At 73.1% G+C, this 15540-nt stretch carries 17 protein-coding genes and 1 pseudogene; 8 read left to right on the top strand and 10 right to left on the bottom strand.

Translation table 11 applies throughout. The features are described 5' to 3' along the window. Positions 1–98 precede the first annotated feature (98 nt). From mutA to meaB, 3 genes are read left to right on the top strand one after another with little or no spacing between them, the layout of a single operon-like run. Entirely contained in the window at positions 99–1985 is a 1887-nt protein-coding gene (gene mutA / locus ACZ303_RS28270; protein WP_467343290.1) for a methylmalonyl-CoA mutase small subunit, read from the top strand. Continuing rightward, a complete protein-coding gene (scpA, locus tag ACZ303_RS28265; protein WP_467343344.1) occupies positions 1985–4183 on the top strand; it encodes a methylmalonyl-CoA mutase in 2199 nt (732 codons plus the stop codon). The genes mutA and scpA overlap by 1 nt, the downstream gene beginning before the upstream one ends. 4 nt (positions 4184–4187) lie before the next feature. Continuing rightward, positions 4188–5186, top strand: a complete 999-nt coding sequence (gene meaB, locus ACZ303_RS28260) for a methylmalonyl Co-A mutase-associated GTPase MeaB (RefSeq protein WP_467343289.1) — start codon at positions 4188–4190, stop codon at positions 5184–5186. 59 nt (positions 5187–5245) lie between these two features. On the opposite strand, the gene ACZ303_RS28255 is transcribed toward meaB, so the two are convergent. Next, entirely contained in the window at positions 5246–6295 is a 1050-nt protein-coding gene (locus ACZ303_RS28255) for an enoyl-CoA hydratase/isomerase family protein (protein WP_467343288.1), read from the bottom strand. Positions 6296–6406: 111 nt separating this feature from the next. Further along, on the bottom strand, positions 6407–6958 hold the full coding sequence (locus ACZ303_RS28250) for a hypothetical protein (protein ID WP_467343287.1): 552 nt from the start codon (positions 6956–6958) through the stop codon (positions 6407–6409). Positions 6959–7111: 153 nt separating this feature from the next. On the opposite strand from ACZ303_RS28250, the gene ACZ303_RS28245 reads away from it, so the two are divergent. Further along, positions 7112–7954 carry a glycoside hydrolase family 16 protein gene (locus ACZ303_RS28245; protein WP_467343286.1) on the top strand — a complete coding sequence of 281 codons (843 nt, stop codon included), beginning with the start codon at positions 7112–7114 and terminating at the stop codon, positions 7952–7954. A 7-nt stretch (positions 7955–7961) separates the two neighbouring features. On the opposite strand, the pseudogene ACZ303_RS28240 reads toward ACZ303_RS28245, so the two are convergent. From ACZ303_RS28240 to ACZ303_RS28215, 6 genes and pseudogenes are all read right to left on the bottom strand, one after another. Continuing rightward, a pseudogene (locus ACZ303_RS28240) lies at positions 7962–8394 on the bottom strand (GNAT family N-acetyltransferase); the annotation flags it as partial. A gap of 18 nt (positions 8395–8412) precedes the next feature. Continuing rightward, positions 8413–9288, bottom strand: coding sequence for an undecaprenyl-diphosphate phosphatase (locus tag ACZ303_RS28235; RefSeq protein WP_467343285.1), 876 nt, complete (start codon positions 9286–9288; stop codon positions 8413–8415). Positions 9289–9509: 221 nt separating this feature from the next. Then, on the bottom strand, positions 9510–9833 hold the full coding sequence (locus ACZ303_RS28230) for a nuclear transport factor 2 family protein (RefSeq protein ID WP_467343343.1): 324 nt from the start codon (positions 9831–9833) through the stop codon (positions 9510–9512). A 161-nt stretch (positions 9834–9994) separates the two neighbouring features. Further along, on the bottom strand, positions 9995–10342 hold the full coding sequence (locus ACZ303_RS28225; RefSeq protein ID WP_467343284.1) for a DUF1036 domain-containing protein: 348 nt from the start codon (positions 10340–10342) through the stop codon (positions 9995–9997). 10 nt (positions 10343–10352) lie between these two features. Then, positions 10353–10586 carry a hypothetical protein gene (locus ACZ303_RS28220; protein ID WP_467343283.1) on the bottom strand — a complete coding sequence of 78 codons (234 nt, stop codon included), beginning with the start codon at positions 10584–10586 and terminating at the stop codon, positions 10353–10355. A 206-nt stretch (positions 10587–10792) separates the two neighbouring features. After that, positions 10793–11503, bottom strand: coding sequence for a TVP38/TMEM64 family protein (locus ACZ303_RS28215; protein WP_467343282.1), 711 nt, complete (start codon positions 11501–11503; stop codon positions 10793–10795). 192 nt (positions 11504–11695) lie between these two features. Between ACZ303_RS28215 and ACZ303_RS28210 the strand changes: the two genes are divergently transcribed. Both ACZ303_RS28210 and ACZ303_RS28205 read left to right on the top strand, forming a co-directional pair. Further along, entirely contained in the window at positions 11696–11911 is a 216-nt protein-coding gene (locus ACZ303_RS28210) for a hypothetical protein (protein WP_467343281.1), read from the top strand. 106 nt (positions 11912–12017) lie between these two features. Continuing rightward, positions 12018–12863, top strand: coding sequence for a spermidine synthase (locus ACZ303_RS28205; RefSeq protein WP_467343280.1), 846 nt, complete (start codon positions 12018–12020; stop codon positions 12861–12863). A 27-nt stretch (positions 12864–12890) separates the two neighbouring features. On the opposite strand, the gene ACZ303_RS28200 is transcribed toward ACZ303_RS28205, so the two are convergent. Further along, positions 12891–13922 carry a DUF8017 domain-containing protein gene (locus ACZ303_RS28200; protein WP_467343279.1) on the bottom strand — a complete coding sequence of 344 codons (1032 nt, stop codon included), beginning with the start codon at positions 13920–13922 and terminating at the stop codon, positions 12891–12893. An 82-nt stretch (positions 13923–14004) separates the two neighbouring features. Between ACZ303_RS28200 and ACZ303_RS28195 the strand changes: the two genes are divergently transcribed. Both ACZ303_RS28195 and ACZ303_RS28190 read left to right on the top strand, forming a co-directional pair. Further along, positions 14005–14457, top strand: coding sequence for a DUF4442 domain-containing protein (locus ACZ303_RS28195; RefSeq protein ID WP_467343278.1), 453 nt, complete (start codon positions 14005–14007; stop codon positions 14455–14457). Positions 14458–14578: 121 nt separating this feature from the next. After that, positions 14579–15244 carry a DedA family protein gene (locus tag ACZ303_RS28190; RefSeq protein ID WP_467343277.1) on the top strand — a complete coding sequence of 222 codons (666 nt, stop codon included), beginning with the start codon at positions 14579–14581 and terminating at the stop codon, positions 15242–15244. Positions 15245–15317: 73 nt separating this feature from the next. Here the strand turns inward: ACZ303_RS28190 and ACZ303_RS28185 are convergent, their stop codons facing one another. Beyond that, positions 15318–15539: a response regulator transcription factor gene (locus ACZ303_RS28185; RefSeq protein ID WP_467343276.1), complete on the bottom strand. Its 222-nt coding sequence runs from the start codon at positions 15537–15539 to the stop codon at positions 15318–15320. Position 15540: the final 1 nt, after the last annotated feature.

Below are 15540 nucleotides of genomic sequence, written 5' to 3'. Positions count from 1 at the left end.
GGAACTGACCGGAGAAGCGGGGGAGCCGCGACGAAGAGGCAAAGGTCACAGCCCTTGCCACTGCTGCCGGACACACCGGCTCCCCTAGCCTTCCCCTCATGACGGTCCTGCCTGACGAAGGCTTCTCCCTGGCCGCCGAGTTCCCGGACACCTCCCGCGAGCAATGGCAGCGCCTGGTGGAGGGCGTACTGCGCAAAGCGGGCGCGGCGGATGTATCCGGCTCGGCGGCCGAGAGCGCGCTGGCCACCCCGCTCCAGGACGGGCTGGCGACCAGCCCGCTGTACACCGCCGAGGACGGCCCCGCCGCCCCCGGCTATCCGGGCTTCCCCCCGTTCGTACGCGGCGGGCGGGTGGAAGGGACCGTGGCGGGCTGGGACGTACGCCAGCGCCACGCCCACCCCGACCCCCGGCGGGCCAACGAGGCCGTGCTCGCCGACCTGGAGAACGGGGTCACCTCCCTCTGGCTGACCGTCGGCCCCCAGGGCATCCCGGTCACCGGGCTCACCACCGCCCTCGACGGCGTCTACCTCGACCTCGCCCCCGTCGTCCTCGACGCCGGAGCCGGCTTCGAGACCGCCGCCCGGGAGCTGCTGCGCCTGTACGACGAGCGCGGGATCGCCCGCGACGCCGCCACCGGCAACCTCGGCGCCGACCCCCTGGGCACCCTCGCCCGCACCGGCGGCGACACCGACCCGGCGGAGCCCCTCGAAGCCGCCGCCCGCCTCGCCGCGCTGTGCGCCGCCGAGCGGCCCGGCGTACGGGCCCTCACCGTCGACGCCCTGCCGTACCACGAGGCCGGCGGCTCGGCGGCGCAGGAACTGGGCTGCTCCCTCGCCACCGGCGTCGCCTACCTCCGCGCCCTCACCGCGGCCGGCCTGAGCGTCGACGCGGCCTGCGCCCAGCTGGAGTTCCGCTACGCCGCCACCGCCGACCAGTTCCTGACCATCGCCACGCTGCGCGCCGCGCGCCGGCTGTGGGCCCGTGTCACCGAGGTCAGCGGAGCGACACCCGGCGCCGGCGCCCAGCGCCAACACGCCGTGACCTCGACGGTGATGATGAGCCGTCGGGACCCGTGGGTGAACATGCTGCGCACCACCGTCGCCTGCCTGGGCGCCGGCGTCGGCGGCGCCGACTCCGTCACCGTGCTGCCCTTCGACGACGCCCTCGGTCTGCCGGACGCCTTCGCCCGCCGGATCGCCCGCAACACCTCCTCCATCCTGCTGGAGGAGTCGCACCTGGCCCGCGTCATCGACCCGGCCGGCGGCTCCTGGTACGTGGAGCGGCTGACCGACGAGCTCGCGCACGCCGCCTGGGCCTGGTTCCAGGAGATCGAGCGCGCCGGCGGCCAGGCCGCGGCCCTGCGTTCCGGGCTGATCGCCGAGCGGCTCGCCGACACCTGGCGCCACCGCTCCGCCGACCTCGCCACCCGCCGCGAACCCATCACCGGCGTCAGCGAGTTCCCCAACCTGGGCGAGCCGCCCGTGACCCGGGAGCCCGCGCCCGCGCCGGCCGGCGGCGGCCTGCCCACCGTCCGCCGCGACGAGGCGTACGAAGCGCTGCGGGCCCGCTCCGACGCGCACCTGGCCGCCACCGGCGGCCGCCCGCGCGTCTTCCTCGCCGCGCTCGGCCCCGCCGCCGCCCACACCGGCCGCGCGACCTTCGCCGCCAACCTCTTCCAGGCCGGTGGCATCGAGCCCGTGCACGACCCGGTGACCGTCGACGCGGACTCCGCGGCCGAGGCGTTCACCCGCAGCGGCGCCGCCGTGGCCTGCGTCGTCTCCAGCGACAAGCTGTACGCCGAACAGGCCGAGTCCGTCGCGGCCGCGCTCAAGGAAGCGGGCGCGCGACGGGTGTTCCTCGCCGGCCGCCCGGACGGCGAGCAGCGGGAAGCGTATCTGCGGGCCGGAGTCGACGAGTTCGTCTTCGCGGGCGGCGACGCGGTCGCCGTCCTCTCCTCCGTCCTCGACCGCATGGGAGTGGCGTGATGGTCCCCGACTTCACCGGCATCGAACTGGGCCCCCCGGCCGGCGCCCCCGCCGACTCCGGGCCCTGGCGCGCCGCCCTCAAGGAGAGCACCGGCAAGAGCGCCGAGGACCTCCTGTGGGAGACCCCCGAGGGCATCGCCGTCAAGCCCCTCTACACCGCCGAGGACCTGCACGGGCTGGACTTCCTCGCCACGTACCCGGGCGTCGCGCCGTATCTGCGCGGCCCCTACCCGACGATGTACGTCAACCAGCCCTGGACCATCCGGCAGTACGCCGGATTCTCCACCGCCGAGGAGTCCAACGCCTTCTACCGCCGCAATCTGGCGGCCGGTCAGAAGGGCCTGTCCGTCGCCTTCGACCTGCCCACCCACCGCGGCTACGACAGCGACCACCCGCGCGTCACCGGCGACGTGGGCATGGCCGGCGTCGCCATCGACTCCATCTACGACATGCGCCAGCTCTTCGACGGCATTCCGCTGGACAAGATGAGCGTGTCGATGACGATGAACGGCGCGGTGCTGCCCGTACTCGCCCTCTACATCGTCGCCGCCGAGGAACAGGGCGTACCGCCCGAGAAGCTGGCCGGGACCATCCAGAACGACATCCTCAAGGAGTTCATGGTCCGCAACACCTACATCTATCCGCCGACGCCGTCGATGCGGATCATCTCGGACATCTTCTCCTACACCTCGCAGAAGATGCCGCGATACAACTCCATCTCCATCTCCGGCTACCACATCCAGGAAGCCGGCGCGACGGCCGACCTGGAGCTGGCGTACACCCTCGCCGACGGAGTGGAGTACCTGAAGGCGGGCATCGAGGCCGGCCTCGACGTCGACGCCTTCGCCCCGCGGCTGTCCTTCTTCTGGGCGATCGGCATGAACTTCTTCATGGAGATCGCCAAGCTGCGGGCGGCCCGGCTGCTGTGGGCCAAGCTCGTCAAGCGCTTCGAGCCGCAGAACGCCAAGTCGCTGTCGCTGCGCACCCATTCGCAGACCTCCGGCTGGTCCCTGACCGCGCAGGACGTCTTCAACAACGTGGCGCGCACCTGCGTCGAGGCCATGGCCGCGACCCAGGGGCACACCCAGTCGCTGCACACCAACGCCCTCGACGAGGCACTCGCCCTGCCCACCGACTTCTCCGCCCGCATCGCCCGCAACACCCAGCTCCTGCTCCAGCAGGAGTCCGGCACCTGCCGGGTCATCGACCCCTGGGGCGGCAGCGCGTACGTCGAGAAGCTCACCCACGACCTCGCCCGCCGCGCCTGGCAGCACATCGAGGAGGTCGAGGCCGCCGGCGGCATGGCGAAGGCCATCGACGCGGGCATCCCCAAGCTGCGCGTCGAGGAGGCTGCGGCCCGCACCCAGGCCCGCATCGACTCCGGGCGGCAGCCGGTCATCGGCGTCAACAAATACCGTGTCGCCAGCGACGAGCAGATCGACGTCCTCAAGGTCGACAACTCCTCCGTCCGCACCCAGCAGATCGAGAAGCTGCGCCGGCTGCGCGCCGAGCGCGACGAGGCCGCCTGCCAGGACGCGCTGCGCGCCCTCACCGCGGCCGCCGAGAGCGGCCCCGGCGCCGGCCTGGAGGGCAACCTCCTGGCCCTGGCGGTGAACGCCGCCCGGGCGATGGCGACCGTGGGCGAGATCTCCGACGCCCTGGAGAAGGTCTACGGGCGGCACGCCGGGCAGATCCGTACCATCTCCGGTGTGTATCGCGAGGAGGCCGGATCGTCGTCCGGCGTGGAGCGCACCCGCGCGCTGGTCGAGGCGTTCGAGCGGGAGGACGGCCGGCGGCCGCGCATCCTGGTCGCCAAGATGGGCCAGGACGGCCACGACCGCGGCCAGAAGGTGATCGCCACCGCCTTCGCCGACCTCGGCTTCGACGTCGACGTCGGCCCGCTGTTCCAGACCCCGGAGGAGGTCGCCCGGCAGGCGGTGGAGGCCGACGTGCACATCGTCGGCGTCTCCTCGCTCGCCGCCGGCCACCTCACGCTCGTCCCCGCGCTCCGCGAGCAGCTGGCCGAGCAGGGCCGGGAGGACATCGTGGTCGTCGTCGGCGGGGTCATCCCGCCGCAGGACGTCCAGACCCTCATGGACATGGGCGCCGCCGCCGTCTTCCTGCCCGGCACGGTCATCCCGGACGCGGCACACGACCTGCTGAAGACCCTCGCCGGGTTCCTCGGCCACGAGCTGTGAGCCCATGGCGCGGACGATAGACCTGGACGCCTACGTCAAGGGCGTGCTCGACGGCAAGCGGGCGGTCGTCGCCCGGGCGATCACCCTCGCGGAGTCGACCCGGGCCGACCACCGCGCGCTCGCCCAGCGGATGCTGACCGACCTGCTGCCGCACGCGGGCGGCGCGCGCCGGATCGGCATCACCGGCGTGCCCGGCGTCGGCAAGTCCACCTTCATCGACGCCCTCGGCACCATGCTGACCGGCCTCGGCCACAAGGTCGCGGTGCTCGCCGTCGACCCCTCCTCCAGCAGGACCGGCGGCAGCATCCTCGGCGACAAGACCCGCATGGAGCGGCTCGCCGTCGACCCCGCGGCCTTCGTCCGTCCCTCACCGACCGCCGGCACCCTCGGCGGCGTCGCCCGGGCCACGCGCGAGACCATGGTCGTGATGGAGGCGGCGGGTTACGACGTGGTGCTCGTCGAGACCGTCGGCGTCGGGCAGTCCGAGACCGCCGTCGCCAACATGGTCGACACCTTCCTCATGCTCACCCTGGCCCGCACCGGCGACCAGCTCCAGGGCATCAAGAAGGGCGTCCTGGAGCTCGCCGACGTCGTCGCCGTCAACAAGGCGGACGGCCCGCACGAGCGCGACGCCAAGTCCGCCGCCCGTGAACTGGCCGGCGCGCTCCGCCTGATGCACGCCCCGGACGCCGCCTGGAACCCGCCCGTCCTCACGTGCAGCGCCCGGGAGAACACCGGCCTGGACACCCTCTGGGAGCGGCTGGAGCAGCACCGGCGGGTCCTCGACGCGACCGGCGAACTGGCCGCCCGGCGCCGGGGTCAACAGGTCGACTGGGTCTGGACCATGGTCCGCGAACAGCTCCTGGACGAGCTGCGCGCCCACCCCGAGGTCCGCCGCCGCGGCCCGGAGCTCGAAGAGCGGGTGCGCGCGGGGACCTTGCCGGCGAGCGTGGCCGCCGAGCGGCTGCTGGAGGCGTTCCGGGGGGTGTCCGGCGGGGCCTGAGCCCCGGCGGGTCCGGCGGCCGGGCGCGCGCCGTCGTGCACGACGGCGCGCGGTCCCCCCTACCGGGACAACCCCAACTCCCGCTCGCCCAGCGGCGCGAAGTGCCGCGCCACGTCCGCCTCGGTCACCTCGCCGAGCGTCGCCGGAGACCACCGGGGCCTGCGGTCCTTGTCGACGACCTGCGCGCGGATCCCCTCGACCAGATCCGGCCCGGACAGGGCCGCGCACGACACCCGGTACTCCTGGTCCAGCACCTCGGCGAGCGAGGACAGCTCCCGCGCCCGCCGCACGGCCGCCAGCGTCACCTTCACCGCGGTCGGCGACTTCGCCAGGATCGCCTCGGCGGCCTCCTTGGCCTCCGCGACGCCCGAATCGGTCAGCCTGCGGAGGATCTCCTCGACCGTGTCGGCGGCGTAGCAGTGGTCGATCCAGTCCCGGTGCGCGAGGAGTTCGGCCTCCGGCGCGGGCGCGGCGAAGGCGCGTACGGCCTCGGCGTGGTCCATGCCGGCGAGGGCGTGGGCGAACTCCGCGAGCCGTGCCGACGGCACGAAGTGGTCGGCGAAGCCGCACCGCACGGCGTCGCCCGCGCCGAGCCGGGCGGCCGTCAGGGCGAGATGCGTGCCCAGCTCGCCGGGGGCCCGCGACAGGAGGTACGTACCGCCGACGTCGGGTACGAAGCCGATGGCCGTCTCCGGCATGGCGATCGCCGACCGCTCGGTCACCACCCGGACGCCGCCGTGTGCCGAGATCCCCACGCCGCCACCCATCACCAGGCCGTCCATGAGGGCCACGTACGGCTTGGGGTAGTCGGCGATCCGGGCGTTGAGCCGGTACTCGTCCCGCCAGAAGTCTCTGGAGGCCGAGCCCCCGCGGCGCGCGTCGTGGTGGATGGCGCGGATGTCCCCGCCGGCGCACAGCCCGCGGTCGCCGGCGCCGTCGATCACCACGGTCGTCACGGCGTCGTCGTGCTCCCACGCGGTGAGCGCGGCGTCGACGCGGCGCACCATGGCGTGCGTGAGGGCGTTGATGGCCCGGGGGCGGTCGAGCGTGAGACGGCCGGCGCGGCCGTCCCGGCGCACGCGTACCGCGTCGTCGTCAGTGCTGGTCATCGTGGCGCTCCCGTCGTGCCCGGCTGTCCCTGGCGGCGGCGTCCCAGGACGCCGTGGCCACAGTAATCAGCCGGGGCGCGCCCGCTGTCGGCGGGACCGGGTCGCGGGGCGTCAGCCGGGGCGGCCGACCCAGTGCACGCTGGTGTACCGGGCGCTGAAGTCGGGCCGTACCTCCACGTCCACTGTGTCCTCGTCCCCCTTCGGCACATCGAAAGCGAAGGTGGCCGTGGCGGCCGCGCCGGGGGCCAGGGGGCCGGTGAAGGGGTTGCCGATGCCGCGTGCGCTGTCGAAGATCTGCTCCAGCCGGGCGCCCTGGGCCCCGGCCTTCGCGGTGACCAGCGCACCCGTCGCGTCGAAGGTCTCCTTCGTGCCGTTGAACAGCGTGACCGTGAAGGTGACGGGGGAGTTGCCCGCCCGATGGCCGAGCGAGGTGTCGCTGGGCGTGAAGGACCGCGGCTTGCTCACCTTGACCCGCAGACCGCCGTCGTAGGCGTAGGTGTCGTCGAACCTCACCACGTGCGAGCCCTGCGTCGAGGACCGCGCGCTCGACGGCGAGACGGTCTGCCCGCCGCCCTGGCCGTCCGTGCCACCGCACGCGCCGAGGAGCACCGCGAGAGCGGCCGCCACCGCCGCGCCGGCCCCGCCGCGCCTCCTGATGCCCATGCCCATAGCCTGCGCCCGGCGACACCGGCACGCATCCCGGACATCCGGCACACGGCCGCGCGGGCGTCGGCCAGTGCGCTCATCGGGCGAAGATTCGCGCCGCACCGGTGCGCACCCACCCATCGGCGGACCCTCAGCCGTACAAGTCCGAGCATGCGCTCCCCGAGACGCCCGACGCGCCGCCCTCTGGTGGTCGGCCTCCTCACCGCCGCCCTGCTCGCCCCGCACGCGGCGCCCGTCGCGGCCGTCGGCGCGGACCTCGACGAACCCGGGTGGCAGCCGCTCTTCGAAGACGACTTCGATGTCGACGTGGAGCGCGGCTCCTTCTCGGACTGCGACCACCACCCGGACACGCCGCGGGCGTACTGCGGCGGCCTGACCGGGGACATGCGCGACGACTGGTGGGCGTACCCCGAGGGCTGGCCGGACACCGCGACCCAGCGCGGCCTGCCGGTCGGCGGCCGCTACGACCCGGAGACGACGCTGTCCGTGACCCGCGGCAAGCTCCACATCCGCCTGTGGCGCGGGCCCACCGGGGCGGTGCACAGCGCCACCGTCGTCCCCAAGAAGCTGATGGGGCGGAAATACGGGCGGTACGAGGAGAGGTGGCGGGTCGCCCACGTCACCGCGGGCTACAAGAGCGCCCACCTGCTCTGGCCGGTCGTCCGGGACGGTTGCAGCGAGATCGACTTCCCCGAGCTCGAATGGGACGCGACGATCGCCGGCTTCGCCCACCCCCCGACCTGCGGACCGCAGTTCACCGTCGACACCGGCGAGCCGTGGACGCGCTGGCACACCACGGTCATCGAATGGCGCCCCGGGGACCTGCGCTTCCACCTCGACGGCGAGCTGGTCGGCAGGACCACCGAGGGGGTGCCGGCCAGGCCCATGAGCTGGGACATCCAGAACGAGTCCGCCCTCAACGGCGAACAGGCCGCCCCCGGCTCCTGGGCCCAGCTCGACATCGACTACGTACGCGGCTGGGCCTGGGACTGACGCCCGCTCATGCCTGCCGCACCTGGCGGACGTACGGAGTGGTGGTCGTGAGCGGCACGAACCCCAGCCGCAGGAGGATGGGACGGCTGTCGTCGGACGCGTCGACCTGGATCCGGCGGTAACCGCGCTCGGCAGCGATCCGGGCGCGGTGGGCGACCAGCGCCCGATAGATGCCCCGGCCGCGCCAGGGCTCCAGCGTGCCGCCGCCCCACAGGCTCGCGAAGCGGGTGCCCGGGTGCAGCTCCAGACGAGCGGCGGACACCGGCTCGTCACCCGCCATGGCCACGACCACGGCGACCAGTCCGGGCAGCTCGGAGAGCTGGCTCAGCACCCGGTCCCTTGACCCGCAGCCGGCCCGCGCCGAAGACCCGCTCATGGACATCCGCGACCAACTCCGCACCGGCCGCGTCGGTCACCGGCGACAACCGGATTATGGGTGGCACGGGTTGGCCGCGGTCTCAGCCCGTGCCCTCGCCCGCGTGGGGGCTGAGGACGTCCGCGCCGACCAGGGCGAACAGCAGCAGGCCCAGCAGGATCCGGTAGACCACGAACGGCATGAAGCTCTTGGACGAGACGTAGCGCATGAACCACGCGATCACCACGTACCCGACGACGAAGGCGACGACCGTGGCGAAGAGCGTCGGGCCCCACGCGGTGTGGCCGTCGCCCGCGTCCTTGAGCTCGAAGACGCCCGAGGCGAGGACGGCCGGCACGGCGAGGAGGAAGGAGTAGCGGGCCGCCGATTCACGGGTGTAGCCCAGCAGGAGGCCGCCGCTGATGGTCGCTCCCGAGCGGGAGACGCCGGGGACGAGGGCCATCGCCTGGCACAGGCCGAAGATCAGGCCGTCCTTGACGTTCAGGTCCTCCAGCTCCTTGCGCCGCGCCGCCGCCCGGTGCCGGCCGCCCGACTCGTCGCGCGCCGCCCGCCGGTCGGCGTAGCCGAGGACGAGCCCCATGACCACGAGGGTGGTGGCGATCAGCCGCAGGTCGCGGAACGGGCCCTCGATGGCGTCCTTCAGTACGAGCCCCAGCACGCCGATCGGGATCGAGCCGACGATCACCAGCCAGCCCGTCCTCGCGTCGGCGTCGTGCCGGATCCGGCTCCGGTCGGACAACGAGCGGAACCAGGCGGCGACGATGCGCGCGATGTCCCTGCGGAAGTAGATGAGGACGGCGGCCTCGGTCCCGATCTGGGTGATTGCGGTGAACGCCGCGCCCGGGTCCTGCCAGTCCGCGAAGGCGGCGGTCAGCCGCAGATGGGCGCTGGAGGAGATCGGCAGGAACTCCGTCAGCCCCTGGACGAGTCCGAGGACAAATGATTCGAACCAAGACATGAGGCGTGTGCCATCCCAGTGACGTTCGCGGACGCGTCCAGCGGTGACCGGCCCTGTGACGTGCCCGGCGCGCGGTCCGGTGGCCGCCCCCGTCGGGGCGCCGGTCGACTGGGATCATCCACCGGGTGAGCGGCCGCCCGGCGTCCGTGAGGTGAACGCCGCCTGAAGCCGGGCCTGTCGAGGGCGGGAGGCCGCTGCCTTCGGCGGCCGGTGCGCGGGGCTCAGGCCTGGCCGGTGTCGAAGCGGCTGACCTTGCCGTCGGAGACGCTGAAGTGCCACTTGGTCCGCATCTCGCCCCAGGTGTCATTGCGAAAGCGGGCGACGAGCGTCCGTCCGCCGTCGGACTCGGACTCCACGTCCATATGGCCACCCGAGGAGAAGATCTCCCGTTCGGACCACTGCGCGAGGTCCCGGTCGGTTCCGTCGTCGGACATGGTGGCGTCGTCGGTCAGCGCCTGCCGGAACGCGACGGGGTCGTTGGCGTTGATGGCGGAGACCAGAGCGCGTACGGCCGGGTCGGACAGCTCGTCGGGGATCACCGAAATTCTCCTTCCGGAGGCTGGTGCCCTCACGCTAGGCACGCGATGCCCCCGCCGCCACTCGGGCGACCCCGCCTGTCGGCCGGCCCGCGGGTCTCGCGCTCCGCGTGGACGCCACGCCCCCGCGCCGGAGGCAGTGCGGCGGCGGAGGGCGCGGCGCGGTCGGGTCACGCGATCAGATTGACCTGGTGATCGGTGTGGTTGCCGATGTCGAGTTCACGGAAGCCGACCCGCTGGGCGGTGCTGCTGCTGGTGTTGATGCACCAGCTGAAGGCGGTGGGCGGCACGGCGGTGGAGTACGGGCCGGCCCACACCGTGCCGTCGACGGCCACCGCGTAGAAGTACCAGTAGCGGTTGACGGCGGCGAGGTTGCCGCCGTACGGGACCTTGCAGGCGCCCGGGTCGATGTTCCACCAGCCGGACTTGAGCCAGTCGCCGCCGTCGGGACAGTTCGGGTAGTGGCGCATGATCGCCACCGAGACGGTGAGGTGGTAGCGGTTGCAGAAGCGCAGCATCGGCTCCCCCTCAGTTCTCGGAGGGCTGGAGGCGGGCCCCGGCGCCGGGGGCGGCGGGCCGGCCCTCGGAGGCGACCAGGAAGCCCGGCCGGTGCCGGACGACGCCCTCCGACTCCTCGGCTTCCTCGGCCTCGGCGGCGGTGACGCGCGGGAGGTCCGCCGCGCTCGCGGCGCGGAGCACGTCCGGATCCGTATCGGAGCGGGCGTCCGCGCCCTCGTCGTCCTCGATGTGGCTCGCGGCCATGTCAGCCCCTCTTCGCTCGACCCCTGCGGTGACCACCGAAAGTAGTCACGCGGAATCGCCCGGTGAAGGGCGTGCGGTGGCGTCCTGCTCGCGCGATGCGCGACGCGTGAGCGCCGGAGCCCGGAGCGGCGGGCTCTCCGGCGCTCACGACCGGCGCGAACCCTCCGCCCAGGACCACGGGTGGGGCGGAAGGGGCCCAGGGGCCCCTATGGGCGCGACGGCGGCAGCGCCCGGCCCCGCTTGCGCCACGCCACGACCACCGCGGCCAGTCCGGTGACGCCGATGAAGGCCATGGCGGCGAGGAAGGCGGGCGAGGTCGGCGCCGAGGCGTGACTGCCCGCGATCACATACGCGGCCGTGTTGGGCACGCTGCCCAGCCCGGTCGCCAGCAGGAAGGGCGTCCAGCCCATCCGGGACACGGCCGCGCAGTAGTTCGCGGCCGCGAAGGGCACCCCGGGGAACAGTCGGATCGCCATCATCGACCGGAACCCGTGCAGGCTCAGCTGACGGTCCGCCGCCGCGAGCCACCGCCCGCGCAGCATCGGCCGCAGCGCGTCCTGCCCCAGCAGCCGGCCCAGCCCGAAGGCGATGCCCGAGCCCAGTACCGTGCCCACGACGGCGGCCGCGGTGCCGAACGGGGTGCCGAAGAGGGCACCCGCCGCGAGGTTCAGGATCGGGCGCGGCACGAACGCCGCCGTGCACAGCCCGTACGCGGCCGCGAACAGCACCACCGCGGTGCCGCCCGACAGCTGCGGCGGCCAGCCACCCGCCAGCAGCCGCTCCGGCCGGAACGCCAGCACCGTCGCCGCGGCACCGGCGAGCAGCGCCACCAGCAGCCCCAGGCGGAACCACGGGGACAACAGCGCGCGCGAACGGCGCCCGGCGAGACCGGAGGGCGGAGCGGCGGAGTCGAGCATCGATGGAGCGTAACCGACAGGGACGGCCGCCGACCGCGAAGTCCACGACCCGGTACGGAACCAGAACACTCCGCCGTCGGCCGTTCGCGCGCGGGGGGACCGTGCCCGACGCCGGGGGCGCCCGGTCGGTGCCGCAGGCACCGGCGGGCTTAATCAGGTGCTCAAGACCGAAGGGCGACCTAGTGTGCAGCTATGGATGAGTGGTGGGAAGGGGCACTCGAACGAGCCGACCAGATGGCGTTGTTCGTGGCTGCCGAGCGGCGGGCGAGACTCGCGCTGCGGCAAGGGCAGCTGGAGAAGGTGCTCACCGCCCTACAGCTCAAGATGGTGAGCCGGCACATGGCTCAGATGTGGTTGGACGGGTTCGCGGTCGGTACGGCGCACCGGGCCCAGGGCGAGCAGTCGTAGCGGGCGCCGACGGCGGCCGTTCGCGGTCCGGGAGGGTGGGCGGACCGTCGGTACGGGGCCGGTCGACGCGGTATTCGGATGAGCCGGGGGTCGGCACAATGGGGGAGTGGAAGAACCGATACCCGTGATCCGGGACGTGGACTCGGGCACCGCCAAGCTGCTGCCCGACGTGGACCGGGCGCGGTCCTGGCTGCTCACCGTCGACGGCTCGCCCCAGTCGTACGTGGACCTGGACGACCCCACCCACCTCGAATTCGAGTACGCGCGGCGGATCGCCCACGTCCTCGACGCGGCCGCGCCGCCCCACCGCGCCCTGGACGTGCTGCACCTGGGCGGCGGTGCCCTCACCCTGCCGCGCTACGTCGCGGCCACCCGCCCCGGCTCCCGGCAGCGGGTCGTCGAGGCCGACCGCGGTCTGCTCGCCCTCGTCGCCGAGCACCTGCCGCTGCGCGAGGGGTCCGGGATCGAGGTACGGGCGGCGGACGCGCGCGCCGAGCTGGAGGCGGCGCCCGACGCCTCCGCCGACCTGATCGTCGCGGACGTCTTCGGTGGCTCGCGCGTCCCCGCGCACCTCACCTCGGTGGAATACGCCCGCTCCGCCGCGCGCGTCCTGCGCCCGGACGGCCGCTACGCGGCCAACCTCGCCGACGGCGCGCCCTTCGCCTTCCTCCGCTCGCAGGTGGCCAACTTCGCGAGCGTCTTCGGGCACCTGTGCCTGATCGCGGAACCGTCGATGCTGCGCGGCCGCCGCTTCGGCAACGCCGTCCTCGTCGCCTCGCACGGCGAACTGCCGGTGACCGCGCTCGCCCGCCGCGCCGCCGGTGACGCCTTCCCGGCGCGGGTCGAGCACGGGGAGGCGCTGGAGCGGTTCGCGTCCGGCGCGGAGCCCGTGCCGGACGCGGACGCGGTGGGGTCGCCGGAGCCGCCGGGCGGTGCGTTCAGCGTGGGCTGACGCCGCCGCCGGCGGCCGTGGCGTCCGTCAGGAGTCCTTGAGCGGCCTGAGCGAGCTCATGATCTTCTTGATGACGTCGTCGGGGACCTCGTCCTCGGTGCCGGTGGCGCTGTAGAGGCACCACGTGGCCAGATCGCCCTGGGTGTCCTTGTACGTCACCGTGAAGGCCTTGCCGCTGGAGGCGCACCGGCGCTTCTCCGCGATGCCGGTGACCGTCGCCGAGGAGGACGTGCCCGTCAGGCCGTGGTCGCTCTTGAACGGCTTGCCCTTGGAGTAGTTGAACTTCCCGGTCTTCTTCTGGTCGAAGGCGTAGAAGACCCAGTTCAGCGCCTCGTTCTCGGCGGCGTCGGCCTCGCTCTTGGCGCCCTGGGCGCCCTTGGTGCCGACGGCGACCGGGTTGGTGTTCTTCTCGCACCGGTCCTCGTTGAAGAACGCCGTTCCGGACATGCTGATGCCCTTGGGCGCGAAGGATTTGTCGCCGTCCTCCGAGATCTGGAAGCTCATGCCGGGGGAGGACACCTTCCACTCCGGCGGCACGTCGAAGGCGTTGTGGCGCTTGTTGTTGGTGACGACCTTCCAGCCGGCGATCACCGGCTTGATCTCCCCGCCGTTGCGCGGATTGTCGGCGGGTGCCTCCGAACCGCTCGCGGAGGGTCCGGCGGAAGCGGGCGCCGACGCGGAGCCCGACGGCTTCGGGTCGTCGTGCGCCACGTTCTGCTTGCCGTCGTCCTTCAGCACCACGACACCGGTGACCACGGCGGCGGCGACCACCGCGATCGCGGCGCCGATCGCGATCACCGTGGTGCGCCTGCGATTGTCGCGCGGCGGTTCCGGGGCGCCGGGCGGACCGGAGGCCGGCCACTGCGGAGGCGTCGGCGCGCCGGGCTGCCCGCCGCCCGCCTGGTACGGGTTCGGCTGCTGCCCGTAGCCGGGCTGTCCGTACCCCTGCTGCTGGTACGGGTTCGGCTGCTGGAACCCCGGCTGAGGCCCCGGCGTCTGGTACGGGTTCTGGTCCTGCGGGTTCTGCTCGCCCCCGGGCGGCTGCTGTCCTGGCCACATGGCCGATAACCATAGAGGCAGTGGGTGACATCGGTGACCGGCGCCCCTTCCGCCGCTTGCTACCGGCTGGTAACTTGCCGGTATGTCTGAGAACCAGCCCTCGATCGGCGACATGCTCGCGGCCACCGTGCCCATGGTCCGTACGCTCAACCTCGTCTTCGGGGAGATCACCGCGGAGCGCGCCGTCATCAGCCTCCCCGACCAGCCCGACTACCACAATCACGTCGGGGGCCCGCACGCCGGAGCGATGTTCACGCTCGCCGAGTCCGCGAGCGGCGCCATCGTCCTCGCCGCCTTCGGTGACCAGCTCTCCCGTGCCGTGCCGCTGGCCGTGAGCGCCGAGATCGGCTACAAGAAGCTCGCCAAGGGCCCCGTCACCGCCACCGCCGAGCTGGGCCGCCCCGCCGCCGAGGTCGTCGCGCAGCTGGACGCCGGGGAGCGCCCGGAGTTTCCCGTGCACATCGCGATCACCCGCGAGGACGGCGCCGTGACGGGTGAGATGACCGTCGTGTGGACCCTGCGCCCGAACGCGTAGGGCCCGGCCCGCAACCCGCGACCCCCTGAGGGAGTCCTTACCTCCAGTAGGCTTCCCGGCGTGCGCGCGCCTTTCCACGGCGCACGCCGGGCATAGTTCGTCAACCGGGGAGGAACCGGCGTTGCACATCGAGGAATGGCTCGAAACCGTACCGGCGATCGCCGTCTACCTCCTGGTGGGCGGGGTCATCGGGCTGGAGAGCCTGGGCATCCCGCTCCCCGGCGAGATCGTCCTGGTGAGCGCCACCCTGCTGGCCGCCACACAGGACCACATCAATCCCTACGTCCTGGGGGCCTGCGCGGTCGCGGGCGCCATCATCGGTGACTCCATCGGCTATCTGATCGGCCGCAAGGGCGGCCAGCCGCTGCTGGACTGGCTCGGCCGGAAGTTCCCCAAGCACTTCGGCCCCCATCACGTGGCCACCGCCGAGCGCTCCTTCCAGAAGTGGGGCATGTGGGCGGTCTTCGTCGGCCGTTTCATCGCCCTGCTGCGGATCTTCGCCGGACCGCTGGCGGGCGTGCTGAAGATGCCGTACTGGAAGTTCCTGATCGCCAACGTCCTCGGCGGCATCGTCTGGGCCGGCGGCACCGTCGCGGTGATCTACAGCGTCGGCAAGGTCGCCGAGGAGTGGCTGAAGAAGTTTTCCTGGCTCGGCCTGGTCGCCGCCGTCCTCTTCGGCCTGGGCTCGCTGGTCGTCATGCGGATCAAGGCCAAGAAGGCCGAGAAGGCCCAGGCGGCGGAGGCCGCCGTGGCACCGGCCCGGACGGAGACCGCCGCCGCCGAGTGACGGCGGGCGCTGTCCGACGCGCAGGGGCCCGAGGCGAATCGCCTCGGGCCCCTCGCGCGTCCACGGTGGACGGTCAGCCGCCGTCCTGGGCGATGCTCAGCCGCACGAGGTCGGCGAGCGTGGGGGCCGTGCGCTTGGCCCGGATGCGGCGGGTGTACGTGCTCACGGTGTGCACGCTGATGCCCAGGCGTCTGGCGATCTGATGGTAGGTCAGTCCGGCACCGATATGGGCCAGCACCTCGCGCTCACGGGGCGACAGGCTCGGTGACCCGCTCTGGACGCTGTGGCCGGGCATC

This window comes from Streptomyces sp. NPDC023527 (assembly GCF_055560115.1).
Note: the sequence above shows the minus strand (reverse complement) of the source record. Positions and strands in the feature narration are given on the sequence as shown.

Coding starts and splice junctions, on each gene's coding strand:
- ACZ303_RS28255 (WP_467343288.1), bottom strand. CDS start 6,295: ATGACCAGCACTGACGACGACGCGGTACGCGTGCGCCGGGACGGCCGC.
- ACZ303_RS28195 (WP_467343278.1), top strand. CDS start 14,005: ATGTCTGAGAACCAGCCCTCGATCGGCGACATGCTCGCGGCCACCGTG.
- ACZ303_RS28220 (WP_467343283.1), bottom strand. CDS start 10,586: ATGGCCGCGAGCCACATCGAGGACGACGAGGGCGCGGACGCCCGCTCC.
- meaB (WP_467343289.1), top strand. CDS start 4,188: ATGGCGCGGACGATAGACCTGGACGCCTACGTCAAGGGCGTGCTCGAC.
- ACZ303_RS28235 (WP_467343285.1), bottom strand. CDS start 9,288: ATGTCTTGGTTCGAATCATTTGTCCTCGGACTCGTCCAGGGGCTGACG.
- ACZ303_RS28210 (WP_467343281.1), top strand. CDS start 11,696: ATGGATGAGTGGTGGGAAGGGGCACTCGAACGAGCCGACCAGATGGCG.
- ACZ303_RS28215 (WP_467343282.1), bottom strand. CDS start 11,503: ATGCTCGACTCCGCCGCTCCGCCCTCCGGTCTCGCCGGGCGCCGTTCG.
- ACZ303_RS28200 (WP_467343279.1), bottom strand. CDS start 13,922: ATGTGGCCAGGACAGCAGCCGCCCGGGGGCGAGCAGAACCCGCAGGAC.
- ACZ303_RS28245 (WP_467343286.1), top strand. CDS start 7,112: ATGCGCTCCCCGAGACGCCCGACGCGCCGCCCTCTGGTGGTCGGCCTC.
- mutA (WP_467343290.1), top strand. CDS start 99: ATGACGGTCCTGCCTGACGAAGGCTTCTCCCTGGCCGCCGAGTTCCCG.
- scpA (WP_467343344.1), top strand. CDS start 1,985: ATGGTCCCCGACTTCACCGGCATCGAACTGGGCCCCCCGGCCGGCGCC.
- ACZ303_RS28185 (WP_467343276.1), bottom strand. CDS start 15,539: ATGCCCGGCCACAGCGTCCAGAGCGGGTCACCGAGCCTGTCGCCCCGT.
- ACZ303_RS28225 (WP_467343284.1), bottom strand. CDS start 10,342: ATGCTGCGCTTCTGCAACCGCTACCACCTCACCGTCTCGGTGGCGATC.
- ACZ303_RS28250 (WP_467343287.1), bottom strand. CDS start 6,958: ATGGGCATCAGGAGGCGCGGCGGGGCCGGCGCGGCGGTGGCGGCCGCT.